General features: G+C 69.5%; 20 protein-coding genes and 1 tRNA gene. 13 read left to right on the top strand and 8 right to left on the bottom strand.

Translation table 11 applies throughout. The annotated features are described in order from the left end of the window. Window positions 1-53: 53 nt before the first annotated feature. From BW982_RS13610 to BW982_RS13600, 3 genes are read left to right on the top strand one after another with little or no spacing between them, the layout of a single operon-like run. Complete coding sequence (locus BW982_RS13610) at window positions 54-1,436, top strand: M24 family metallopeptidase (RefSeq protein ID WP_076494132.1); 1,383 nt, start codon at window positions 54-56, stop codon at window positions 1,434-1,436. Further along, a complete protein-coding gene (locus tag BW982_RS13605; protein ID WP_076494130.1) occupies window positions 1,436-2,341 on the top strand; it encodes an NAD(P)-dependent oxidoreductase in 906 nt (301 codons plus the stop codon). The genes BW982_RS13610 and BW982_RS13605 overlap by 1 nt, the downstream gene beginning before the upstream one ends. After that, window positions 2,338-3,042, top strand: coding sequence for an SDR family NAD(P)-dependent oxidoreductase (locus BW982_RS13600; protein ID WP_076494129.1), 705 nt, complete (start codon window positions 2,338-2,340; stop codon window positions 3,040-3,042). Before BW982_RS13605 ends, BW982_RS13600 begins: the two co-directional genes overlap by 4 nt. Before the next feature lie 739 nt (window positions 3,043-3,781). Here BW982_RS13600 and BW982_RS13595 read toward each other — a convergent pair. Together BW982_RS13595 and BW982_RS13590 are read right to left on the bottom strand one after the other, a co-directional pair. Further along, window positions 3,782-4,459 carry a GntR family transcriptional regulator gene (locus BW982_RS13595; protein WP_076494127.1) on the bottom strand — a complete coding sequence of 226 codons (678 nt, stop codon included), beginning with the start codon at window positions 4,457-4,459 and terminating at the stop codon, window positions 3,782-3,784. Beyond that, entirely contained in the window at window positions 4,456-4,980 is a 525-nt protein-coding gene (locus tag BW982_RS13590) for a VOC family protein (protein ID WP_076494126.1), read from the bottom strand. The genes BW982_RS13595 and BW982_RS13590 overlap by 4 nt, the downstream gene beginning before the upstream one ends. Window positions 4,981-5,129: 149 nt before the next feature. Between BW982_RS13590 and BW982_RS13585 the strand changes: the two genes are divergently transcribed. From BW982_RS13585 to BW982_RS13575, 3 genes are all read left to right on the top strand, one after another. Then, complete coding sequence (locus tag BW982_RS13585) at window positions 5,130-7,319, top strand: alpha-ketoacid dehydrogenase subunit alpha/beta (RefSeq protein WP_076494124.1); 2,190 nt, start codon at window positions 5,130-5,132, stop codon at window positions 7,317-7,319. Next, entirely contained in the window at window positions 7,319-8,665 is a 1,347-nt protein-coding gene (locus tag BW982_RS13580) for a dihydrolipoamide acetyltransferase family protein (protein WP_076494123.1), read from the top strand. Before BW982_RS13585 ends, BW982_RS13580 begins: the two co-directional genes overlap by 1 nt. 103 nt (window positions 8,666-8,768) lie before the next feature. After that, window positions 8,769-9,410, top strand: a complete 642-nt coding sequence (locus BW982_RS13575) for an NAD(P)-dependent oxidoreductase (RefSeq protein ID WP_076494121.1) — start codon at window positions 8,769-8,771, stop codon at window positions 9,408-9,410. Window positions 9,411-9,463: 53 nt separating this feature from the next. On the opposite strand, the gene BW982_RS13570 is transcribed toward BW982_RS13575, so the two are convergent. Beyond that, the gene (locus BW982_RS13570) at window positions 9,464-10,786 is read right to left on the bottom strand and encodes a DUF4032 domain-containing protein (protein WP_076494119.1); all 1,323 of its coding nucleotides are present in this window, start codon (window positions 10,784-10,786) and stop codon (window positions 9,464-9,466) included. Between the two features lie 71 nt (window positions 10,787-10,857). After that, a complete protein-coding gene (locus tag BW982_RS13565; protein ID WP_076494118.1) occupies window positions 10,858-11,961 on the bottom strand; it encodes an ABC transporter ATP-binding protein in 1,104 nt (367 codons plus the stop codon). 211 nt (window positions 11,962-12,172) lie between these two features. On the opposite strand from BW982_RS13565, the gene BW982_RS13560 reads away from it, so the two are divergent. The 6 genes from BW982_RS13560 to BW982_RS13535 all read left to right on the top strand — a co-directional run bounded on the left by BW982_RS13560 (window position 12,173) and on the right by BW982_RS13535 (window position 16,969). Further along, a complete protein-coding gene (locus BW982_RS13560; protein ID WP_076494116.1) occupies window positions 12,173-13,138 on the top strand; it encodes a DsbA family protein in 966 nt (321 codons plus the stop codon). A 95-nt stretch (window positions 13,139-13,233) separates the two neighbouring features. Then, window positions 13,234-14,076, top strand: coding sequence for a hypothetical protein (locus BW982_RS13555; RefSeq protein ID WP_076494115.1), 843 nt, complete (start codon window positions 13,234-13,236; stop codon window positions 14,074-14,076). 109 nt (window positions 14,077-14,185) lie between these two features. After that, window positions 14,186-14,258: transfer RNA gene (locus tag BW982_RS13550), tRNA-Thr, on the top strand. 267 nt (window positions 14,259-14,525) lie between these two features. Next, window positions 14,526-15,590 (top strand): acyltransferase family protein, encoded by a 1,065-nt coding sequence (locus BW982_RS13545; protein ID WP_083696699.1) that lies wholly within the window; start codon window positions 14,526-14,528, stop codon window positions 15,588-15,590. Window positions 15,591-15,596: 6 nt separating this feature from the next. Continuing rightward, the gene (locus tag BW982_RS13540; protein WP_139327455.1) at window positions 15,597-16,082 is read left to right on the top strand and encodes a hypothetical protein; all 486 of its coding nucleotides are present in this window, start codon (window positions 15,597-15,599) and stop codon (window positions 16,080-16,082) included. Beyond that, entirely contained in the window at window positions 16,079-16,969 is an 891-nt protein-coding gene (locus BW982_RS13535) for a hypothetical protein (RefSeq protein WP_076494110.1), read from the top strand. The genes BW982_RS13540 and BW982_RS13535 overlap by 4 nt, the downstream gene beginning before the upstream one ends. On the opposite strand, the gene BW982_RS13530 is transcribed toward BW982_RS13535, so the two are convergent. Beyond that, window positions 16,932-18,374 carry a phytoene desaturase family protein gene (locus tag BW982_RS13530; RefSeq protein WP_076494109.1) on the bottom strand — a complete coding sequence of 481 codons (1,443 nt, stop codon included), beginning with the start codon at window positions 18,372-18,374 and terminating at the stop codon, window positions 16,932-16,934. The genes BW982_RS13535 and BW982_RS13530 overlap by 38 nt on opposite strands. A 76-nt stretch (window positions 18,375-18,450) precedes the next feature. Then, complete coding sequence (locus BW982_RS13525) at window positions 18,451-20,358, bottom strand: amylosucrase (protein WP_083696721.1); 1,908 nt, start codon at window positions 20,356-20,358, stop codon at window positions 18,451-18,453. A gap of 83 nt (window positions 20,359-20,441) precedes the next feature. Between BW982_RS13525 and BW982_RS13520 the strand changes: the two genes are divergently transcribed. Continuing rightward, a complete protein-coding gene (locus tag BW982_RS13520) occupies window positions 20,442-21,389 on the top strand; it encodes a DMT family transporter (RefSeq protein WP_076494107.1) in 948 nt (315 codons plus the stop codon). 13 nt (window positions 21,390-21,402) lie between these two features. Here BW982_RS13520 and BW982_RS13515 read toward each other — a convergent pair whose 3' ends face one another. Beyond that, window positions 21,403-21,972, bottom strand: a complete 570-nt coding sequence (locus BW982_RS13515; RefSeq protein ID WP_076494106.1) for a nitroreductase family protein — start codon at window positions 21,970-21,972, stop codon at window positions 21,403-21,405. Next, on the bottom strand, window positions 21,969-22,376 hold the full coding sequence (gene msrB / locus BW982_RS13510) for a peptide-methionine (R)-S-oxide reductase MsrB (RefSeq protein WP_076494104.1): 408 nt from the start codon (window positions 22,374-22,376) through the stop codon (window positions 21,969-21,971). The genes BW982_RS13515 and msrB overlap by 4 nt, the downstream gene beginning before the upstream one ends. Between the last annotated feature and the right edge of the window lie 72 nt (window positions 22,377-22,448).

Below are 22,448 nucleotides of genomic sequence, written 5' to 3'. Positions count from 1 at the left end.
CCGCCGCGCGCCCGCATCCCCATCGGAACCCCTCTGACCTCAGGAAGGCCATCATGAAGAACACCGGAACCACGGGCACCAACGGCGTCGACTGGGAGGCCCGCGTCGACTTCGACCGCCTCCGTGACGACCGACTCGCACGCGTGAAGGCGGAGCTCGAACGCTCGGATCTCGGAGCCGTGCTCGCGTTCGACTTCTCCAACATCCGCTACATGACCGCCACCCACATCGGCACGTGGGCGATGGACAAGCTGATCCGCTTCAGCCTCCTCACCCGCAACACCGATCCGATCTCGTGGGACTTCGGCTCCGCGGCGAAGCACCACGCGCTCTACAACCCGTGGCTCGATGTGACGTCGTCCGAGATGGATGCCGATCCCCACGCGCCGCACGAGGGCACCAAGCGTCCGCGGCTGGAGTCGGGGGCGCGGGCGGGCATCTCGACGCTCCGCGGCGCCTTCCCGCCGGATGCCGGGATCGCCGAGGAGGTCGCGCGCAAGATCAAGCGCGAGCTGGAGAAGTTCGGGGTCGCCGACCAGCCGCTCGGCGTCGACGTCATCGAGCTCCCGATCCTCTTCGCGCTGCAGAAGGTCGGCATCCAGGTCGTCGACGGGCAGCAGGTGTTCATGGAGGCCCGGCGCATCAAGACCGGGGACGAGATCCGCCTGCTCACGCAGGCGGCCTCGATGGTCGACGCGGCGTACGAGGAGCTGTACCGGTTCCTGCGTCCCGGTGTCCGCGAGAACGAGGCCGTGGGTCTCGTCGCCAAGACGCTGTACGACCTCGGGTCGGAGTACGTCGAGGGCGTCAACGCCATCTCGGGTGAGCGCTGCTCTCCGCACCCGCACGTGTTCTCGGATCGTCTGATCCGGCCGGGCGATCCCGCGTTCTTCGACATCCTGCACAGCTGGAACGGCTACCGCACCTGCTACTACCGCACGTTCGCGGTGGGTTCGGCGAGCACGAAGCAGAAGGATGCCTATACCCGGGCGCGCGAGTACATGGACCGGGCGATCGCCCTCGTCCGCCCCGGCGCGACGACCGCCGACATCGTGTCGGTGTGGCCGACGGCGCAGGAGTTCGGCTTCGCGGACGAGGAGGCGGCGTTCGCCCTGCAGTACGGCCACGGGGTCGGCCTGTCGATCTGGGAGAAGCCGATCTTCTCGCGGCTGGTCTCGTTCGACCACCCGGAGGAGCTTAAGGAAGGCATGGTGTTCGCCCTCGAGACGTACTGGCCCTCCGCGGACGGCTGGGGCGCGGCGCGCATCGAGGAGGAGGTCGTCGTCACCGCGACCGGGTGCGAGGTCATCACGAAGTTCCCCGCCGAGGAGTTGCTCATCGCGGGGCCCCGCTACATCGCGGTCGGCGGCCCGCTGAACAACCAGCGCGACTCGCAGTCGCACCTGAACACGACGTGGGGCCGCGGGGAGGCGTGATGGCGTCGGTCGGTTTCCTCGGCCTCGGCTCGATGGGGGCGGCGCTGGCTCGCCGCCTCGTCGACGCCGGGCACCGCGTCCATGTCTGGAACCGTTCGCCCGGCGCGGCGGACCAGCTCGTCGCCGCCGGGGCCGTGGCGTGTGCGACGCCCGCGGAGGCGCTCGCGCACCCGGTGTCGTTCTCGATGCTCGCCGACGACACCGCGGTGCTCTCGGTCCTGGATGCCGCGTCCGTGGCATCCGCGTCGGGCGGGGTGCACGTGAACATGGCGTCGATCAGCCCCGCGGGGGCGGGGGAGCTGCAGCGCCGGTTCGCGGCGGCGGGGGCGCGCTACGTCGCCGCTCCCGTGCTCGGGCGGCCCACGGTCGCGGCGGAGGGCAAGCTCAACGTCCTCGTCGCGGGCGCTCCCGGCGACGTCGCCGAGGTCACGCCGTACCTGGACCTGTTCGCCGCGCGGGTGTGGCCCCTCGGCGCCGAGCCGTCCACGGCGAACGCCGTGAAGATCGCGGTGAACTACGACATCATCCACGCCATCCAGGCGATCGGCGAGTCGGTCGCCCTGGTCGAGGCTCGCGGCGTCGATCCCGAGCTGTTCATCGAGATCCTCACGTCGACGCTGTTCGCCGGGGTCGTGTACAGCGGTTACGGCGGCATGATCGCGCGACAGGCGTACGACCCGCCGGGGTTCGACGTCGCGCTCGGCTACAAGGACCTGCGGCTGAGCGCCGAGATCGCGGGCGAGACGGGCACGCATCTGCCGACGCTCGCGGCTCTCACCGCCGTGTTCGAGCGGGCGCTGGCCGAGCCGGCTCTCGCCCGCCTCGACTGGGGTGCGGCGGCCGAGGTCACCCGGCGGGGACTCCTCCCGGGCTCCGAGAACGAACGAGAGGGAGGTGCGGCATGAGCCGCAGGTATCTGGTGGTCGGGGGCACGTCCGGTATCGGGCGTGAGATCGTCGCGTCGCTCGCCGCCGACGGTCACGAGGTCACGCTCACGGGTCGTGATGCTGTCGCCGCGGAGGCGATCGCCCGGGAGATCGGGCCGAATGTCCGGGGCATCGCGGTCGACATCTCCGAGCCGGACGACATCGCGCCCGCGCTCGCCGACGTGGGCGAACTCGACGGCCTCGTCCTCGCCGCGATCGAACGCGACGCGAACACGGTGCGCGACTACGACATCGCCCGCGCCCGGCGCTTGGTGACCCTCAAGCTCGTGGGGTACACCGAGACCGTGCACACGCTGCTGGACCGGCTCGTGCCCCAGCGCTCGACCGGCATCGTGCTGTTCGGCGGCCGCGCGAAGGACGCGCCGTACCCCGGGTCGGTCACGGTCTCGACGATCAACGGCGGCGTCGAGGGGTTGACCACCGCGCTCGCCCTCGAACTCGCGCCCCTGCGCGTGAACGCCCTGCATCCGGGCATCATCGGCGACAGCCCGTTCTGGGCCGGCAAGCCCGCCGGCGTCCTCGAGGGCTACTCGTCGCGCACGCCCGGCGGCGAGCTGGCGACCATGAACGACGTGGTCGAGGCCACCCGGTTCCTGCTCCACAACGAGGGCGTCTCGGCGACCAACCTCTACGTCGACCGGGGCTGGCGCATCACCTGAGGCCCGGTCGGGTGAGTCTCGTTGGAACCCCGGTCAGCTGAATGGCTGCCGGGGTTCTTTCGCTTTCAGCTCCGCTGGCGACTGCTCGCGCGGCTAACCGCCTGGCGAGTTGCGCCCTGGAGTCCTAGGTCGTGCGGTCAAGGAGAGCCTCTTGCGAGCAGAGGTAGATTCGGATTTCAAGTAACCTAACTTGGGGGTTCGAGCAATATAAAGGATGTAAGGATATGCACGTGAATCATCCAAAGTTCTTCTAAGGTGCAACTATCTAGGCAATTTTGGGGGGATCAAGGACGTATCGGTCGCATTCGTGCGGGGGAGTGGAAAGATCGCTACGTGTTTGTCACCCCGGACACAATGCCGACTTGGTGGATTTTTGTAATCGAACCTTCGCCACATGCTGGAGTACCCGGAGATCACTATGTTCGCGGGATAAATGTGATGAGTGGTCTGATTGACGAGTGGGATGTGGACTGGATCCCCAGTGGACCAGAGGAGGTCGAGGTGGAGCGCCGCATTTTTGGTTGGCGTCCGCTGCTTGGCCCCGACGTCACATGGCTCCCGGACCATGAGGTGCCGTGAAGAAGGCGCGCGCATTTACGAGGATTGAAATCACCGTGATTCAGTAATTGCAAAGTCCAAGACGCCCGGCTTCGACGACGACGTCGTTTGGTCGTATTACCAGCGATGCGCGTCAGTGACGATGCCAGTGCGCGCCACGTCTCGGATTTCCCACGTTCCCTCAGTGTGCCCCGCTCTCCCCGAAGATCTCGGGATGCCGCTCCAGCTCGATGCGCGTGCGACGGATGTGCCGCTCGAGCACGTGGGCGGCCTCCTCGGCGTCGCCGCGGCGGAGGGCGGCCACGAGCAGGCGGTGGTCGAGGTGCGCGGTGCCGTCGTGACGGGCGTGCGCGGCGGTGACGAAGGCGCGGCGGTAGTGATGCGTTCGGTTCCAGAGCCCCACGACCGTGTCGCCCAGCATCACGGTGCGCGCCGGCGCATAGGTGGCGAAGTGGAACTCCCGGTCGTGCCGCAGGAAGTCCTCGGCATCCGCGTTCTCCATGCGTGCGGCGAGGACGTCGAGGGTGTCCAGGTCGTCGGGGGAGAGCAGCGGCGCGCTCATGCCGAGCAGCACCGGCTCGATGCGCTCGCGCACGAGATACAACTCCTCGCACTCGGCGAGGGTCAGGCGTGACACCCAGGCGCCCGAGTTGGCGACGAGCGTCACGAGTCCCTCGGCTTCGAGCATGCGTAGCGCCTCGCGCACCGGGATGCGGCTCGTCGTGTGTCGTGCGGCGAGATCCTCCTGGCGGATGCGGGCGCCGGGCGGATGGATGCCACGCAGGATCTCGTCGCGCAGCGTGTCGGCGATCCCGCTTCCGGCGCGACCGTGGTCGCGGGCGACGGCGAGCCCGCTCATTCGCCGGGCCTCGCGGGGTGCCACAGCACCGTCTCGGCGTCGCGTTCGTAGGCCTTGCCGTCGGGGAAGCTCACGAGCTCGAACTGCATGCCCCACGGGGCGCGGAAGTAGATCCAGCGCTGACCCGCGGAAGCGGCGCCGCTCACCACCGGTTCGCCCATGACGTCGACGCCATGGGCGTGCAGGTGGGCGACCGCGGCATCCAGGTCGTCGACGTAGAGCGCGAGGTGGTGCCCGCCGATGTCGCTGTTGCGCGGGGGAGGGGCCTGTCCGTCGGCGGCGTCGTACGCGAAGACCTCGAGGTTCGTGCCGTTGCCGAGGCGGTAGAACCGGATCTCGCGGATCGCGGTCCGCGGGTGCACGCCGAGCTGCCGCGTCATCCAGTCGCCTTCGCCGCTGCGGCCGGGGAGCGTGTACACGGGCACCGCGCCGAGGACATCGACGAGGAAAGTCTCGGCCTCGTCGAGGTCGGGGACGGTGAAGCCGATGTGGTCGCTGCCGCGCAGTCCCGGAAGTCCCATGTCGCATCCTCCATTGGATCCATTGACGCCTCATAGGGCGCCTCTCGACAGTATCTCGCGTTGCTTACGCCTTGTATTGGAGACAATCCGATCGTACAGTGTGAGCGAACGACCTGTACAGGTGAACGCAACGACGCGTGAGGAGCGACATGGCCAAGCGGAAACGGCTGAACACCGGAGTCGAGTGGGTGCAGCTTGAGACGACCGCCGCCGACTGGAAGGCGGCCGACCCCGAACTGCTCGGGACGATGCTCGGTCAGCTGCACCTGATCCGAGCCTTCGAAGAAGCGGTGCTCGACCTGGCCGGTGCCGGGCTCGTCCACGGCCCCGCGCATTCCAGCATCGGCCAGGAGGGCGGCGCGGTCGGCTCGATCGTGTCCCTTCGACCCGCGGATGCCGTGAACGGATCGCACCGCGGACACCACCAGTTCCTCGCCAAGACGCTCGCCTTCGTCTCCGGCGGTGCGCTCGATCCCACCGCCCTCGTGACGCCCGACGTCCAGACGCTGCTCGATCGCACGCTCGCCGAGATCCTCGGGCTGGCGTCCGGATTCTCCGGCGGCCGCGGCGGCTCGATGCACCTGCAGTGGCTCGAGGCCGGCGCGCTGGGGACGAACGCGATCGTCGGCGGCGGTGCCCCGCTCGCCACCGGTCACGCCTGGGCGCAGAAGCACGCCGGGACATCCGACGTGTCGATCAACTACTTCGGCGACGGGTCGAGTCAGATCGGCTCGGTCCTGGAGTCCATGAACCTCGCGTCGACGTGGAAGCTCCCCGTGGCGTTCTTCATCGAGAACAACCTCTACGCGGTCTCGACCCGCGCCGACGAGGCCAGCGCCGACACCCGCTTCTCGGTCCGCGGTCAGGGCTTCTCGATCCCCGCGTGGCGTGTCGACGGCATGGACCCGCTCGCCGTGCACCTCGCGATGGGCGAAGCGCTCGATCGCATGCGCGCGGGGGAGGGTCCCGCGATCGTCGAGGCCGAGGTCTACCGCTTCTTCCACCAGAACGGTCCCTACCCCGGAAGCGCGTTCGGCTACCGGACCAAGGATGAAGAGGGGCAGTGGCGCGCCCGCGATCCGCTGGAGCGGATGGCGTCCGAGATGCGCCGCCTCGGGCTCCTCGACGATTCCGAGGCCGAGGCCGTCCGCGAGCAGGCGGTCACTGCGGTGGCGCAGTCGGTCGCGGCCGTGGTCGAGGCCGATCCCGAGCGTCCCGGCCGACGCCGCATCCGCCCGGAGCTCTGGCCCGACCCCGCGGTCGTGGACACCGGCATCCGGGGGGATGCCTCCGAGCTCGCCGCCCTCGCGTCGGCCGAGCCCGCGGAGTGGACCGGTGCCTGGCGTGATGTGAAGTTCGTCGACGCCGTCGCCCAGACCATGGATCGACGGATGGAGACCGATCCGCGCATCATCGTGCTGGGGGAGGACGTGCACCGTCTCGGCGGCGGCACCAACGGGGCGACCAAGGGGCTCGCCGAGAAGTACGGCCCCGACCGGGTCATCGGTACTCCGATCAGCGAGAACGGCTTCTTCGGCGCCGCGGGCGGCATCGCGATGGACGGGCGCTTCCGTCCGGTCGTGGAGTTCATGTACCCCGATTTCATGTGGGTCGCCGCGGACCAGGTGTTCAACCAGGTCGGCAAGGCCCGCCACATGTTCGGCGACAACAACACGGTGCCGCTCGTGCTGCGCACGAAGATCGCGATGGGGTCGGGCTACGGCTCGCAGCACCTCATGGACCCGGCCGGCATCTTCGCAACGCAGGCAGGCTGGCGGATCGTCGCCGCCTCGACCGCCGCGGACTACGTCGGACTGATGAACGCCGCCCTCGCGCTGGAGGATCCCGTCCTCGTCATCGAGCACGTCGACCTCTACGGCACCCCCGACCGCGTCCCCGACGCCGACCTCGACTACGTCATCCCGCCGGGCTCCGCCGCCGTGCGCCGCGAGGGGAACGACGTGACGGTGCTCACGTACCTGTCCATGGTCGGCCACACCCTCGAGGCGGTCGAACAGACCGGAACGGATGCCGAGGTCATCGACCTCCGGTGGCTCGACCGCGCCTCGCTCGACTGGGACACCGTCGGCGAGAGCATCCGCAAGACCAACGCGGTCCTCATCGTGGAGCAGGGCGCCCGCGGACCGTCCTACGGGGCCTGGCTCGCCGATGAGATCCAGCGGCGCTTCTTCGACTGGCTGGATCAGCCGGTCGAGCGCGTCACGGGCGGCGAGGCGAGCCCGAGCATCTCGAAGGTCCTCGAGCGGGCGGCCATCGCCCGCACCGAAGAGGTCGTCGCCGGCCTCGAGCGCGTCCGCGCGGCGGGAGGGATCCGCTGATGGCCGTCGTCGTCCGCATGCCCGAGATCGCCACGGGCGCCGCCGAAGCGGCCATCCAGAGCTGGCTCGTCGAGGTCGGCAGCCCCGTGCGCGCCGGCCAGGCGATCGTCGAGATCGAGACCGAGAAGGCCGTCGTCGAGTACGAGGCCGAACGCGCCGGCATCCTCGCGGGGATCCTCCTGCCCGCCGGTGACGCCGCGGCCGTGGGCGTCCCGATCGCCGTTCTGGCCGAAGAGGGGGAGAGCGTGGATGCCGCGCTCGCCGCCGCCGGAGGAGCGCCCGCTCCCGCGACCGCGACGCCGTCCGACACCGAGGTCGCCGCCGCACCCGAGGAGGCGGCGGAGGCCCCCGCCGCGTCCGCGCCCGCGCCCGCGCCGGCGCCCGCTCCCGCGTCGGCGCCCGCTGCCGCGGAACCGCCCGCTCCCGCGCTGGCGCCCGCTGCCGTGGACCCGCCCGGCGAGCAGCGTCGCCTCTTCGCCTCCCCGCTCGTGCGCCGCCTGGCCGCGGAGCGCGGCATCGACCTCGCCGAGGTCCCCGGATCGGGCCCGCGCGGACGCATCGTCCGCCGAGACCTGGATGCCTGGACCCCGGCGCCGGTCGAGCGGCATCCGGAGCCCGCCCCCGAGGTCGTCGAACCGCCCGTCGTTCCGGCATCCGTCGGTGCCGGGTACGAGGACGTGCCGCACACCGGCATGCGGCGAGCGATCGCGCGGCGTCTCACCGAGTCGAAGGCGACCGTTCCGCATTTCTACCTGCAGGCCGACTGTCGCGTCGATGCGCTGCTCGCCCTCCGGGCGCAGATCAACGAGGGACGAGAGCAGCGCATCTCGGTGAACGACCTCGTCGTCAAGGCGGTCGCGGGCGCACTGCGCGACGTTCCCGAGGCGAACGCGATCTGGACCCCGGATGCCACGCGCCGATTCTCCGCCGCCGACATCGCCGTGGCGGTCTCGGTGCCCGGCGGGCTGTTGACGCCGGTGGTGCGGGCGGCCGACCGCCTGTCGATCGGCGAGCTCGCCGCCACGGTCCGCGACCTTGCGGCACGCGCGCGCGAGGGGCGGCTGAAGCAGAACGAGCTCGAGGGCGGCTCCTTCTCGGTGTCGAACCTCGGCATGTACGGGACGACGTCGTTCTCGGCCATCATCAACCCGCCGCACGCCGGCATCCTCGCCGTCGGTGCCGCGACGCGGCGGCCCGTGGTCGAGGACGACGGGTCGCTCGCGGCCGCGACGGTCATGTCGGTGACCCTGTCCGCCGACCACCGCGTGCTCGACGGTGCGCTGGCGGCCCAGTGGCTCGCGGCGTTCGTCGCCCGGATCGAGAATCCTCTGCAGATCCTGCTGTGAATCGTGTCGGTTCGGGGCGTCGGCGTTTCGCGTCGGCGCCCCGAGGCGGCACGCTGGGAGAAGTCGTCCGCGGCAGTCCGCGGACCGGAGGAGAGGAAGATCCGTGTCCCGTATCGCAGTCATCGGAGGAACCGGCTACGCCGGGGCCCACATCGTCGCCGAAGCCGTGCGGCGCGGCCACACCGTCGTCTCGGTCGCCCGGTCGGTACCCGCCGAGCGCGTCGAGGGTGCCACGTACGTCGAAGGCACCGTTCTCGACGTGCCCGGCCTGACCGCCGAGCTCGAGGGCGTCGACGTCGTCGTCTCGGCCGTGGCGCCGCGCGGCGACATGCTCGGCAAGCTCCGCCCCGCGATCGCGCAGCTCGCCTCGGTCCTTCCCGAGTCCGTCCGTCTGGGCGTTGTCGGGGGAGCGGGCGGCTCGCTCGTCGCCGAGGGAGGCCCCCGCCTCATCGATACCGAGGGCTTCACCGACGAGTACAAGCCCGAGGCGTCCGAGGCCATCGGCATCCTGGAAGACCTTCGAGCGGGCGCGTCCGATCGGGACTGGTTCTACATCCACCCGGCCGGCGGATTCGGCGTGTGGGCGCCGGGGGAGCGCACCGGGACCTACCGCGACGGCGGACACGTCCTCGTCGTCGACGAGAAGGGCGACTCCTTCATCTCCGGCGCCGACTTCGCCGTCGCCGTGCTCGACGAGATCGAGAACCCGAAGCACTCGCGCGACAACTTCGCCGTCGGGTACTGACGCGGCGAACCACGACGGCGCCGTCCCCTCGGGGCGGCGCCGTCGTCGTGTCGTCAGACCAGGTCGCGCCAATCGATGACGTCGGTGTCGGTCGTCGGCACCTCGCCCGTGGCGGGAGCGGTGGCATCCGCGATCGTCGCGAGCGACATCGTGTCGGTGGGCGGACCCATCACGGTTGCCTCGTCGCGGCGGTGGCGCAGGACGTCGTCGATGTAGGAGGTCACGACCTCGGCCAGCGGAACGGACCGGCCCCGCGCCTGCGACATGTACCAGCGGTGCTCGAGCACCTGGTGGAAGACCTCGGCGGGTTCGAGCTTGGCGCGCAGGTCGAACGGGATCGCCATGACGATCGGCTCGAAGACCCGGGTCAGCCACTCGTGCGCGACCATCTCCTCGTCGGCGCCGAGGCGCGACACGCGCGCGCGGAACTCGTCCAGGTCGTTGAGCAGGCGCCGCGCCTGGTTCTCTTCGACGTCGAGTCCGGTCAGCCGCAGCAGACGGCGCTGGTGGTGCCCGGCATCCACGACCTTCGGCTGGATCGAGACCTGCGTGCCGTCGCTGGCGGTCTTGATGGACATCTCGCCGATGTCGAAACCGAGGGCGTTCAGCCGGTGCACGCGTTCGGTGATGCGCCAGGACTCGTCGACGGCGAACGTCTCCTTGTCGGTGAGGGCGCCCCACAGCGAGTGGTACGACGACACCAGGCCGTCGGCGACGGCGATGGCATCCACACCGCCTTCCAGTCGACCGCCGGCCTCGAGGTCCATGATCTCGCCCGCGATGTTCGTGCGGGCGATGTCGAGGTCGTGCGCGCGCTGGCCGGGAGTGAGACGGTTGCCGTGCAGCTCGCCGGTCTCGGCGTCGACGAGGTACGCGGCGAACTCGCCCGCGTCGCGGCGGAACAGCGTGTTCGACAGCGACACGTCGCCCCAGTAGAACCCCACGTTGTGCAGGCGCACGAGCAGCACGGCCAGGGCGTCGACCAGGCGCGTGGCCGTGTGCGGACGCAGGACCTGGGTGAACAGTGCGCGGTACGGGAGCGAGAACTTCAGGTGCGCGGTGACCAGCGCGGCCGGGAGCGGGCGGCCCGAGGCGTCGGTGCGCCCCGCGATCACGGCGACCCGGTCGACGCACGGCGCCGCGAGACGGTCGAGGTTGCCGAGCATGTCGTACTCGCGCCGGGCCATCTCCTCGGTCGTCTCCTTGATCGCGACGACGCGACCGGAGAGGTTCGCGAACCGGACGAGGTGCCGCGAGATGCCCTTGGGGAGGGCCACGATGTGCGAGCTCGGCCAGTCGGCGAGGCCGGTCGACCAGGGCAGCTGCAACAGTCCGGGGTCGACCGCGCTGGCGGTGATGCTGAGGGATTCGGCCACGGTTCCTCCGGGGAAAAGGGTGCGGCGCGGGGAGTCGTGGAAGACTCCCCGCGCCGCGACGGTGCGTGAGATCAGGCGGAGGCGATGGCCTTGTCGGTCAGACGCTCGCCCGACTCGAGGTCGAAGACGTGCACGTGACCGGGGACCGGCGCCAGCACGACCGTCTCGCCCGCGTTGGGGTGACGGCGGCCGTCGACGCGGGCGACGATGTCGGTGCGCTTGCCGTTGACGTCGGTGTGACCGTAGAGGTAGCCGTCGGCGCCGAGCTCCTCGACGAGGTCGACGACGACCGACAGGCCGCGGCCGTCGGCCGGGGCGACCTGGATGTCCTCGGGGCGGACACCGATGGTGACCTCGCTGCCGTGCGCCTTGCCGATGACGTCCGCCTCGACGGGGACGACGAGGTCGCCGAAGCGGACACCGCCCTCGGCCAGGTCGACCGTGAAGAGGTTCATCGCGGGCGAGCCGATGAAGCCGGCGACGAAGACGTTCTTCGGCTTCTCGTACAGGTCGCGCGGGGTGCCGACCTGCTGGAGCAGACCGTCCTTGAGCACCGCGATGCGGTCGCCCATGGTGAGGGCCTCGGTCTGGTCGTGGGTGACGTAGACCGTGGTGACACCGAGGCGGCGCTGCAGCGACGCGATCTGGGTGCGGGTCTGGACGCGGAGCTTGGCGTCGAGGTTCGACAGCGGCTCGTCCATGAGGAACACCTGGGGCTGACGCACGATCGCGCGGCCCATGGCGACGCGCTGACGCTGACCACCGGAGAGGGCCTTGGGCTTACGGGTCAGGTACTCCTCGAGGTCGAGGAGCTTGGCCGCCTCGAGCACGCGAGCCGCGCGCTCTTCCTTGCCGACGCCGGCGATCTTCAGGGCGAAGCCCATGTTCTCGGCGACGGTCATGTGGGGGTACAGCGCGTAGTTCTGGAACACCATCGCGATGTCGCGGTCCTTGGGCGGCACGTCGGTGACATCGCGGTCACCGATCAGGATGCGGCCGGAGTTGACCTCTTCGAGGCCCGCGAGCATGCGGAGCGACGTGGACTTACCGCAGCCGGAGGGGCCGACCAGAACCAGGAACTCGCCGTCGGCGACCTCGAGGTTGAGCTTGTCGACCGCGGGGCGGGTACCGCCGGGGTACAGGCGGGTTGCGTTGTCAAAGGTGACGGACGCCATTTCTTCTTCTCCTTCACCGGCAGGTACGTGCCGGACGATCCGTAGTGAATGGAATGAACGGGGGCGACCCCGTGCGCGCGACAGTGGGCGCACGGTCAGTATCGCACGTGTCTGGTCATTTCTCAGCCAGGCTTACTACCATCGATGCTCGTTCGCCTACCCGTGCGTTCCCATCATCGTCAGCGGTCTCCGACCGCGCCCGAGAGGTCCCATGTCCAACGACCAGACGCCGAATCTGCCCGCCGAGAACGCCCGCCGGGAGGCGGTGCGCGAGAAGGCGCAGCAGGTCAAGGCGCGGCAGACGCGGGCTCGGATCATCCGTCGTTCGCTCGTGACGATCGGTGCCGTCGCCGTCGTCGCCATCGGTGCCGCCGGCGTCACATATGCGCTGTCGTCGCGCGACGGTCGTTCGCAGGCGCTTCCGGATGCGGCCTCCGACGACGGCTTCGTCGTCACGGCGGCCACCGGCATCGCCGACCCGCGTGCCGACCAGACCGTCGATGGCAACGCCTCCGCGCTGGCCGCCGAGGCGACGCCCACAGAGACCCCCACGCCCACCCCGGCACCGACCACGACCGCGGCCCCGGTCGACATCCGGGTGTACGTCGACTATCTCTCCGCCGAGGCGCGGGAGTTCCAGCTCGCCAACGCCGAGCAGCTGTCGAAGTGGGTGTCCCAGGATGCCGCGTCCCTGACGTACTACCCGGTCGCGATGCTCACCTCGAAGTCGAACGGCACCAAGTACAGCCTCCGGGCCGCCGGTGCCGCCGCGTGCGTCGCTACGCACGCGTCCGACAAGTTCTTCGCGTTCAACCACGAACTCCTCGTGAACCAGCCCGCCGTGGACTCCGACGGCTACAGCGACGAGAAGCTCGCCGACATGGCCCAGGGGGCCGGGGTGAGCGACCCCGACGCCGTGCGCGCGTGCATCGAGGACGAGACCTTCACCGCGTGGGCGAAGGCCGCCACCGACCGCGCCATCAAGGGCCTTCCCGACACCAAGGGCCAGGCGCTGACGGCGACCCCCACGGTGCTCGTGAACGGTACGCCCTATGTCGGCCGCATGGACGACCCGAAGGAGTTCGCCCAGTTCGTGCTCACGGTCGACAGCAACGCCTACTACTCCACCGCGACGCCGACGCCGACGGCCACCCCGAGCACGACCCCCGCGGGCTGACGCCGCCGCGTCGAACGCCTCTGCCCTCTCCGGCTCCTTCTCGCTATACTCCGCGAAGGGCCGCGATTCACGCGCGCGCAGAAGCCGGGGGACTCATGCGCAAGGTATTCGCCCTACTCGTGACCGGCGTCGTGCTGGTCTCTTCACTCCTCGTCGCACCTGCGGCGATGGCCGCGCCGACGGCATCCGACCCACCCACCGTGTCGACGGACGTGCAACTGCGCTGGTGCACGTGGGGTTCGAGTGGTCGCTGCGACCCGCGACCCGACGCCGTCGTCCCCGCCGGCGCGACCGTGAACGCCGTGTGCTGGACGAAGGGACTTGACGCCACCGGTGCGTACAAGACCGACCACTGGATCTTCGTCGCCTACGGCTTGGTGAAGGGCTGGGTGCACTCGTCGTGGGTGAAGAACAGCGGTCTCCACGTTCGGGTCAAGAGCGGCCCCGGTGAACTCTCCAGCTGTGACGCCACGCGCATCGACATCGCCGCCACCAACTTCGCGCTCCGCGGTGTGGTCAATCGCGCGTACATGAACAAGACGGCCGCTCTGGCTCTCTTCCCGGCCGAGGAATGGGGCTACGACGGAACCCGGTCTCTGGTCGGACAGCTGTCGGGTAACAGTCCGAAGATCCCCCACGCCGGCTACAAGGCGGTCGGGAAGACCATCCCCGGCTCCGGCAAGGCGATCGACATCTTCACTGCGAACTATGCGTCACGGGCGACGACGGCGGGAGCGCCGCCGATCGGGGCGCTCGTGTTCTGGGGTCCCGCGCAGGACAACGGCAACCGGGGCCTCGAGGGAATCAGCGTGGGCGGCGGCAAGGTCTTCGTCGCGCAGGGTCGACGCACCAACGACGGCCGTTCTCCGCGATTCGCGACGATCGTGGACATCAGCAGCGTCGCGGCGGGTACCTACCTCGGTTGGGTCACTCCCTGACCGGCCGCGCTGCCGCGACGACGGGGTTTTGTTCCGTCGTAGAATCCAGGGGGACGAACGCCGGGTCTGCGACTCGCTGATCGTCTCGGTCCGCGGCACGCCGCGGCCCGCCGGCTTGGCGCAATTGGTAGCGCACCGTACTTGTAATACGGGGGTTGCAGGTTCAAGTCCTGTAGCCGGCACCGTACGTTCAGCGTCTGACATTCGTGGAACTCGCGCCGCCGGTTCGATCACGAAGTCGCCTCTGTCTGCTCCGGTCGCGAAGCCACCAGAGAGAGGACACGACGCACGTCAGTGCCCCGCCCTGTGCTCCTTGATCTCGTGGGTGATTCGGCCCATTCGTCATCGCAACGGTTCAGCCCCTCGCGCCTGCGCGCGGGCGGGCCATGTCCGCCATGGCGTTCGCTTGACCGCGGCGATCGTTCTCCGCGGGCTGTCATACTCGCCGGATGGGGGAAAGAGAAGTCCTTCGTCGACGCCTTCATTGGCCCGACGCGGCTCGTGGGTTGGCGATCATCCTGGTGGTCACGCACCACGCGATCGGACAGGCGGACGACGCGGAAATCGCTTACGAGCAATGGTCGACAGTCACCAACTTCATCCGCACGATGCGAATGCCGCTGTTCTTCGCTTGCGCCGGCCTGTTCGCGGGGAAGTGGATCCGCACGCAGATGTGGGCCGAACTTCTTCGTGTCAAGGTTCTGCTGCTCATGTGGGTGTACGTGCTGTGGTTGGTCCTGCGGTCGGTGTGGGACTCCCTGGTGCTCGCCGAGGGAGTGGAGCCGTGGATGAGCTTCGGCTGGCGGATGCTCGGTGGCAACGAGGGCTGGTTCATCTACACGCTGGCGCTCATGTTCATCGTCGCGAAGGCTGTGCGTGCTGTGCCGTGGCCGCTGCAACTCGTGGGCGCGGGACTGGCGGCGGCGATCGTGATGCGCTTCGATATCCCGGCGCGGGCGTACGAAGGACTCGCAGCGTATCTGCTGTACTTCCTGATCGGCGTCTACGGGCGGGCGTTCCTCCTGCGTGCGGCTGAGCGGGTGACATTCCTGCGCGCTACGGTCGTCGTCGCGGTATGGGTCATCGCTTACGCCGCGATGCTCTTCGTCGACGGCGACGACTGGCCTGTCGTCGACCTTCTCCTGCGACTGCTCGGGCTCGCCGCGGGTATCGCCATAGCGACACAGCTGCAGGGCCTAAGGTTGCTCCGCCACTTCGGTCAGTCCACGCTTCCGATCTACATCACCCACCAGATGTGGATCGCTGGGCTTGTCCTGCTTGCGGTGACGTTCCTCCCCGACGCCGGATGGGTCGCCCTCACCGCGCCGATTCTCATCGCTGTACCGGCGTTCGCGATCGCCTATGGGGTCGGAAAGATCGCTCCGCGGATTGGGGCTTCCTGGTTGTTCGAGACACCGGGGTGGCTGAAACGCGCGGGGACCCCTCGTCCTCCGCAGGGCGGGACGGCGCAGGAAGACGATCGGCCGTCCGATCCCGGTGGGACACGCACTTAGACTCGTGTGACCTTGGGGGGCGCCGTGAAAAAATCTGAATCTCGAAAAGTCTGGCAAGCGAGCGGTTGGCTCGTGCTCGTCGCTGTTCTCGTCGTGCAGGGTGTGATCGACTGGCGCTCCACGACAGAGGCTTTCCCGACGGTGAGCATGCCGACCTTCGGCCAGGCGCCCGATCGTGATGGCCACCGCACCATTGGAATGCTGGCGATCGACGTCGTCCATCAGGACGGCTCTCAGGTCCGCGTGGAACCCGAGGAGCTGTTCTCCGAGTTCCACTATTCGAGTGCTCGGTTCGCCATCGACAACGTCTTCCGCTCGGAGGAGCCGATCTCGCAGGAGACGCGGCAATGGCTGGGTGACCAGGTTCGCCGGATCAGCGGCGGCTCGGACGCGAAGAGCGTGACGTTCACCTGGCAATCCGTCGATCTCGACATCGTGGCGGTGTCCACCACCCCGCTGGGTGAGCCGACCGTTCGCGAGGTGGAACTGTGAAAGAACGTGTCGCCGCACTGCTGGATCGCGTCGTCGTCGGGTACGCGCCGACGGCCCGTCCTTTCGCCGTCGTTCGGATCGTCTTCGCGATCAAGGTGATGCTGTTCTCCGGCGATCTGCTGTGGATCGGGCAGGTCCCGGCGCAGTTCTTCGTCCCTCCGCCCGGTCCGTTCTCGTTGATCACCGAACAACCCTCCGTCGAGGCGCTCGTGGCTCTCACGGTCGTCCGGACGGTGGTGGCTGTGTGGCTGCTCGTGGGATGGAAGACGCTGTGGGCATCCGCCGCGACGACGCTCATCCTCCTCGTCGCCGCGGGTCTGAGCTACTCGTTCGGCAAGGTCGACCACTTCATCTTGTTCGACCTCGCCCCTCTCGCCTTCGGCCTCGCAGGGTGGGGAGCGGCGTGGTCGCTCGACGCTCGCCGTCGGGAGCACACGACCCGGGGCTACCCGATGTTCCTCTTCGCGACGGTCGTGGGCTTTGCGATGCTGACGGCCGCGCTGCCGAAGATCCGGGCAGGGTGGCTCGACCCGAGCCGAGAGGCGACCAGATACTTCGTGGCCCGTGACGAAGTGGCGGGCCCGCTGCCCGGGCCGTGGGGGGAGTTCGCCCTCACGATCGACGTCGCGTTGTTCTGGAAGCTGCTGGACTGGGCCACGATCTTCGCCGAAGGGTGGCTCATCTTCGTCATCCTGCTGCCGAGAGTGTTCCGTCTCGGTCTGGCCCTCGTCGTCCTGTTCCACATCGGGGTGTTCGTCCTGATGGGCATCGACTTCTTCGACAACCTCTATGCCTACGCGGGATTCTTCTGCGTGCCGGTCGCTCGCTGGTTCCCCGATCCCCGAGCGCTCATCCGTCGACGCCGAGCGGCGGCGTTGCCAGACTGAAGACGTCGCGGAGCGCCGTTCGAGCCGCGTAGAAGCCCGAGAGTCCGTGGACGCCCGTCGCCGGCGGGGTGGACGATGACGCGAGGTACACACCCGGGGTGGGGGTCCGCCACGGCGTCGGCGAGAGGACGGGGCGTTTCACCATCTGGAGCATCGACAACGCGCCGGCGGAGATGTCGCCTCCGACGAAGTTCGGACTCCATGACGGCAAGTCGCTGGAAGTGATCGCCCGCGTGGCGAGGATCAGATCGCGGAAGCCGGGCGCCTCCGCCTCGATCGACCGGATGACTTGATCTGTGGGGTCGAATCCGGAACCGCCGGGGACGTGGACATACGCCCACAGCACATGTTTGCCCTCGGGCGCTCGGCTGGGGTCGAGGACGGTCGGTTGAGAGACGAGCACGTAGGGGACTTCGGGGATCACGCCCCGGGCGACATCGTCCTCTGCCCGACGGATCGACGTAGCGGTGCCGCCCAGATGCACCGTGCCGGAACGACGCGTCTCCTCGTTGATCCACGGAACCGGTCCGGAGAGAGCGAAATCGACCTTCGCGATCCCGTTCCCGTAGCGGAATCTTCGGAGCGCCCGCGCATAGCGCACGGGGAGTTCCGCCTCCGCGATACGAGCCAGCGCGCCGGCGGAGACGTCGAAGAGGCGAGCGCGTCCGCTCACCACGCGGGAGTCGGTGACATCTACGCCGGTCTCGATGCGACCTCCGTGGGCGAGGAAGTCGTCCCGCATCGCATCAATGATCGCCTGCGTGCCGCCCAGAGGAATCGGCCACCCCCGGGCGTGTGCGTGAGTAGCGAGAACCAGTCCCGCACCCGCAGAGGTCAACGACGGCATCCGGCCGATCGAGTGCGCCATGACCCCGGCGAGCATGGCACCCGCCACCTCCCCGGAGAACCGGACGTCATGGGCGAGCGAGCCCTGTTCCAGGACCCGGAGCCCGAATCGAATGGCGGTCACGGGATCGCGGGGGAGACGTAGCAATTGCGAGGCCGTGAAGTCGGTCAGTCCGTTGACGTGCGCGACGAGCGGGCGGAAAAGCGCGCGCCACGCCCGACCGTCGGGTCCGAGCTCTTCGGCCGTGCGGTCGAGGTCGCGATACGCCACGCCCGCCCGTCCGTCACCGAGAGGATGGGTGTAGGAGATCTCGGGAACGACGAAGCGGACCCGATCGGCGAGGCCGAAAGCGCGGAAGAACGGGGATGCCAGGCCCATCGGATGCACGGCCGCGCCGAGGTCGTGGCGGAACCCGGGCAGGGTCAGTTCCAGTGTCCGCGCTCCGCCACCCAGCGTGTCGTTCCGCTCGAGCAGCGTCACGTCGAGACCGGCGCGCGCCAGTGTCACGGCGGCCGCGAGACCGTTCGGGCCACTGCCCACCACGGTGGCATCGGTCATGTCGTCCCCTGTCACTCCCGCTGGGTGTCGAGTCTAGCCATCGCCCCGACGCCGCCCCCGTGCGCGAGTCCCGACGTCAGCGCATCCCCACCCGCAGCCACAGCACGCCGTGTGCCGGCACGGTCAGGCCGCCGGCGAGCCCGATGGGGCGGTCGGCGATGAGGTCGACGGCATCCGGGTCGAGACCCGACAGGGTCAGGGCGTCGATCTCGATCGCGTGATCGGCGACGTTGGCGACGACGAGCACCGCGTCGCCGGCGTCTCCGGGGCGCAGGAACGCGACGACCGAGTCCACGTGCGCGTCGAAGGCGATGAGCTCGTTGCCCGCGAGTTCCGGCGTCGACCGGCGGACCGCGATGAGACGTGTGAGCCGCGAGAATACGCGGCCGGCGGGGGTCGTGGCATCCGTCCGGTCGGCGTAGTTCTGCTCGGGACGGTGCGGGCGGTGCACCCACCGGCTGTCGCCGGCCTCGGCGCGGTTGCGACGGAAGGAGTAGTCGTTGAGCTGCGCCACCTCGTCGCCGAGGTACAGCAGCGGGATGCCGCCGGTGGACAACGCGAGCGCGTGCGCGAGGATCACGCGGTCCTCGCCGCCCGCGTCGCCGGCCTCGATCCCGGCGAGCGAAGCGGTGGTGCCGGTGATGCGGGCGTCGCCGGTGCGCGGGTTCTCCTGGAAGGGCACGCCCCGCGAGAACGACCCCTCGACCCGGCCGACGTAGAAGTCGTTGAGGAAGCGGCGGTGCGGATACCCCTGGATGCCGAGCTCTTCCGCATCCTCGTCGGCGAACGTCCAGCCGATGTCGTCGTGGCTGCGCACGTAGTTGACCCAGGCGGTCCCCTCGGGCAGGGCATGACGACGCTCGAGGGCCTGCTGCAGCAGTCGGCCGTCGCGGGTGGCGAGCGCCTCCCACGTCAGCGCCATCTGCAGAGGGTTGTAGGAGAGCTGGCACTCCTCGGGGGAGATGTACGACACGACCTCGTCGGGGTGCACGATCGCCTCCGACTTGAACAGCAGGCTCGGGGCGGCCATCCGCAGGACGGCGTTGAACGCCTGGAGGAGCAGGTGCGCCTCGGGCAGCGACTCGCACGTCGTCCCCAGTCGCTTCCAGATGAAGGCCACGGCATCCATCCGCAGGATCTCGACGCCCTGGTTCGCGAGGAACAGCATCTCCCCGGCCATCGCCTCGAAGACCGCGGGGTTGGCGTAGTTGAGGTCCCACTGGAAGTGGTAGAACGTCGCCCAGATCCACCGGCCGTCGGGCAGTTGCACGAACGAGCCGGGGTGGTCGTCGGGGAAGATCTCGCGCGTGGTCCGCTCGTAGGCGTCGGGCATCTCCCGGTCGGGGTAGATGAGGTAGAAGTCCTCGTAGCCGGGCTCGCCCGCGACGGCCTTCCGCGCCCACCCGTGCTCGTTGCTCGTGTGGTTGAAGATGAAGTCCACCACGAGCGAGATCCCCGCGTGCCGCAACTCGGCGGCGAGGGCGGCGAGTTCGTCCATCGTGCCGAGCGCGGGGTTCACGCGCCGGTAGCTCGACACCGCGTAGCCTCCGTCGCTGTTGCCCTCGGGGCTCTCGAACAGCGGCATGAGGTGCAGGTAGGTGAGACCCAGTTCGCGGAAGTATGGGATGGATTCGCGGATGCCGCGGAGCCCACCGGCGTAGCGGTCGACGTAGCAGACGCCCCCGAGCATGCGTTCGCCCTCGAACCAGTCCGGTGTGCTCGCTCGCTCGCGATCCACGTCCCGGAGTCCCGCGGGTCGCTCGGCCCACGACCGTCGGGCGAGGTCCACGACGGAGGCCAGACGTTCGACGCCGTCGGGGCGCTCGCCGTACAGCCGGCGGAACAGGTCGTGCAGCCGCGGGAGATGCAGCTCGATGTTCGCGAGGAACTCGCGGTCCACTCGCGCGGCGGTCAGAGCGGACAGGATCTCGGCGACGTCATCGGGGCCGGCGGTGAGGTGAGGCACGCGGAAAGCCTCGCGCATCCGGGCCGTCCGGTCCACACCGGCGCGCGGGCACGTACGATCGACGACGGCCCTCGACGCGAGCGGCCGGGGGAGAGGGATCCATGTCTCACCGACGATCGCCGGGGATCGCGGTCCTCGGCGCCGTGCTCATCGGGGCGCTGACGGCTCTGCAGGCGCGCGTCAACGGATCGCTCGGCGGCGAGCTCGGCGACGGCGTGCTCGCGGGCGGGATCTCGTTCGGGTCGGGGCTGGTCGTGGTGCTCGCGATCGCCGCGGTGCTGCCCGCGGGGCGCGCCGGGCTGTCGCGTCTGATCGCGGGGGTCCGCGAACGCTCGATCCCGGCATGGATGCTCTTCGGCGGTGCCGCGGGAGCGTTCACCGTCGCCTGTCAGGGACTCGCCGTGGCCACGATCGGCGTCGCGCTGTTCACGGTCGGCTTCGTCGCGGGCCAGACGACCGGTGGACTGCTGCTGGATCGCTTCGGCCACGGTCCCGCCGGCGTCGTGCCGGTGACCGTTCGCCGGGTCGTCGGCGCGCTGCTCGCGCTCGCCGGTGTGGCCGTGTCGCTCGCGGGCGACCGGGTGGGTGGCATCCCGGTCTGGATGCTCGTCGTGCCGGTGATCGCCGGGGTCGGTGTCGCGTGGCAGCAGGGGACGAACGGGCGCTTGCGCCTGCGGGTGCAGAGCCCCCTCGCGGCGACGGTCGTGAACTTCGCGGGCGGGACGGCGGTGCTCATCGTCGCGGGGCTCGTGCACGTCGCCCTCGTCGGTGCTCCGCGTGCCCTGCCGGCCGACCCCTGGCTGTACCTCGGCGGCGCCATCGGCGTCGTCTACATCTTCTTGTCGTCGGTGATCGTCCAGCGCACCGGCGTTCTCGTGCTGGGCCTCGGATCGGTCGTGGGCCTGCTCACGACCTCGGTGATCCTGGATGCCGTCTGGCCCGCGCCCGCGGCACCGCCGGTGCTCGTGGCCGTGGTGGCGGCGGCGGTGGCGATCAGCGGAGTCGTCGTCGCGGCGGTGCCGTGGGGGAGCCGACGACCCGCGCGCTGATCGCCGCCGCGGGTCAGAGGCGCGCCTCGTCGACCTTCCGACGCTTCTTGCCGCCCGGCATCCGGGACAGGTGCTTCGCGGCATCCACGGTCTTGCGCCGGGTCGGGCGGGAACGCACCGGCTTGCCCCCGACGTACAGCCACCCCAGCAGGACTTCCCCCTTCGCCAGGCCGTGGGCCTTGGCGAGAACCTTGCCGCGGGTGTTGTCGTCGGTGCGCCAGAAGACGCCGAAGCCGGCCTCGTCGAGAGCGAGACTGAGCATGTGGGCGACCCCGGATGCCACGGCCTCCTGCTCCCACGCGGGGATCTTCTTCGAGCTGAGGTCGGCCACCACCGCGATGATCAGCGGCGCGCGACGCGGCTTGGAGGAGTACCCCTTCTTGCCGTCGGCCTTGTTCAGGGCGCGCGCGAGCACGTCGCGGTCGGCGCCGCGGATCTCGATGAGCCGCCACGGCCGCAGCGACTTGTGGTCGGCCACCCGTCCGGCCGCGGCGACGAACGCCTCGAGCTCGGGTCCGGTGGGGGCGAGGTCGGTGACCTTCGACCACGATCGGCGGTCGCGCATGGCCTCCAGCGCGCTCATGCCTCGTCGGCGGGGGTGAAGCTGAGCGACAGGGAGTTCATGCAGTAGCGGTCGCCGGTGGGCGTGCCGAAGCCATCGGGGAAGACGTGGCCGAGGTGCGAGCCGCAGTTCGCGCAGCGCACCTCGGTGCGCTGCATCCCGTGACTGTTGTCCTCGATCAGCTCGACCGCTTCGGGGCGCACCGACTCGTAGAAGCTCGGCCACCCGCAGTGCGAGTCGAACTTCGTGCCGCTCTGGAACAGCTCGGCACCGCACGCGGCGCACGTGTAGAGGCCGGCGCGGCTCTCATCGAGCAGCTCGCCGGTCCAGGCGCGCTCGGTGCCGGCCTGGCGCAGCACCGCGTACTGGTCGGGCGTGAGTTCTGCCCGCCACTGGTCGTCGGACTTTTCGACGGCGTAGGTCATGGATGGTCTCCTTCGTCCCCTCCATTGTCGCGTGTCCAGGACCCGCGATGCCCGTCACGGCATAATCGCCGG

It is taken from the genome of Microbacterium sp. RURRCA19A (assembly GCF_900156455.1).
In the GTDB taxonomy this organism is placed as follows: Bacteria; Actinomycetota; Actinomycetes; order Actinomycetales; family Microbacteriaceae; genus Microbacterium.
Note: the sequence above shows the minus strand (reverse complement) of the source record. Positions and strands in the feature narration are given on the sequence as shown.

Excerpts from the sequence above, each read along its gene's own strand:
- BW982_RS13610 (WP_076494132.1), top strand. The coding sequence starts at position 54 with ATGAAGAACACCGGAACCACGGGCACCAACGGCGTCGACTGGGAGGCC.
- BW982_RS13605 (WP_076494130.1), top strand. The coding sequence starts at position 1,436 with ATGGCGTCGGTCGGTTTCCTCGGCCTCGGCTCGATGGGGGCGGCGCTG.
- BW982_RS13600 (WP_076494129.1), top strand. The coding sequence starts at position 2,338 with ATGAGCCGCAGGTATCTGGTGGTCGGGGGCACGTCCGGTATCGGGCGT.
- BW982_RS13595 (WP_076494127.1), bottom strand. The coding sequence starts at position 4,459 with ATGAGCGGGCTCGCCGTCGCCCGCGACCACGGTCGCGCCGGAAGCGGG.
- BW982_RS13590 (WP_076494126.1), bottom strand. The coding sequence starts at position 4,980 with ATGGGACTTCCGGGACTGCGCGGCAGCGACCACATCGGCTTCACCGTC.
- BW982_RS13585 (WP_076494124.1), top strand. The coding sequence starts at position 5,130 with ATGGCCAAGCGGAAACGGCTGAACACCGGAGTCGAGTGGGTGCAGCTT.
- BW982_RS13580 (WP_076494123.1), top strand. The coding sequence starts at position 7,319 with ATGGCCGTCGTCGTCCGCATGCCCGAGATCGCCACGGGCGCCGCCGAA.
- BW982_RS13565 (WP_076494118.1), bottom strand. The coding sequence starts at position 11,961 with ATGGCGTCCGTCACCTTTGACAACGCAACCCGCCTGTACCCCGGCGGT.
- BW982_RS13560 (WP_076494116.1), top strand. The coding sequence starts at position 12,173 with ATGTCCAACGACCAGACGCCGAATCTGCCCGCCGAGAACGCCCGCCGG.
- BW982_RS13555 (WP_076494115.1), top strand. The coding sequence starts at position 13,234 with ATGCGCAAGGTATTCGCCCTACTCGTGACCGGCGTCGTGCTGGTCTCT.
- BW982_RS13545 (WP_083696699.1), top strand. The coding sequence starts at position 14,526 with ATGGGGGAAAGAGAAGTCCTTCGTCGACGCCTTCATTGGCCCGACGCG.
- BW982_RS13530 (WP_076494109.1), bottom strand. The coding sequence starts at position 18,374 with ATGACCGATGCCACCGTGGTGGGCAGTGGCCCGAACGGTCTCGCGGCC.
- BW982_RS13525 (WP_083696721.1), bottom strand. The coding sequence starts at position 20,358 with ATGCGCGAGGCTTTCCGCGTGCCTCACCTCACCGCCGGCCCCGATGAC.
- BW982_RS13520 (WP_076494107.1), top strand. The coding sequence starts at position 20,442 with ATGTCTCACCGACGATCGCCGGGGATCGCGGTCCTCGGCGCCGTGCTC.
- BW982_RS13515 (WP_076494106.1), bottom strand. The coding sequence starts at position 21,972 with ATGAGCGCGCTGGAGGCCATGCGCGACCGCCGATCGTGGTCGAAGGTC.
- msrB (WP_076494104.1), bottom strand. The coding sequence starts at position 22,376 with ATGACCTACGCCGTCGAAAAGTCCGACGACCAGTGGCGGGCAGAACTC.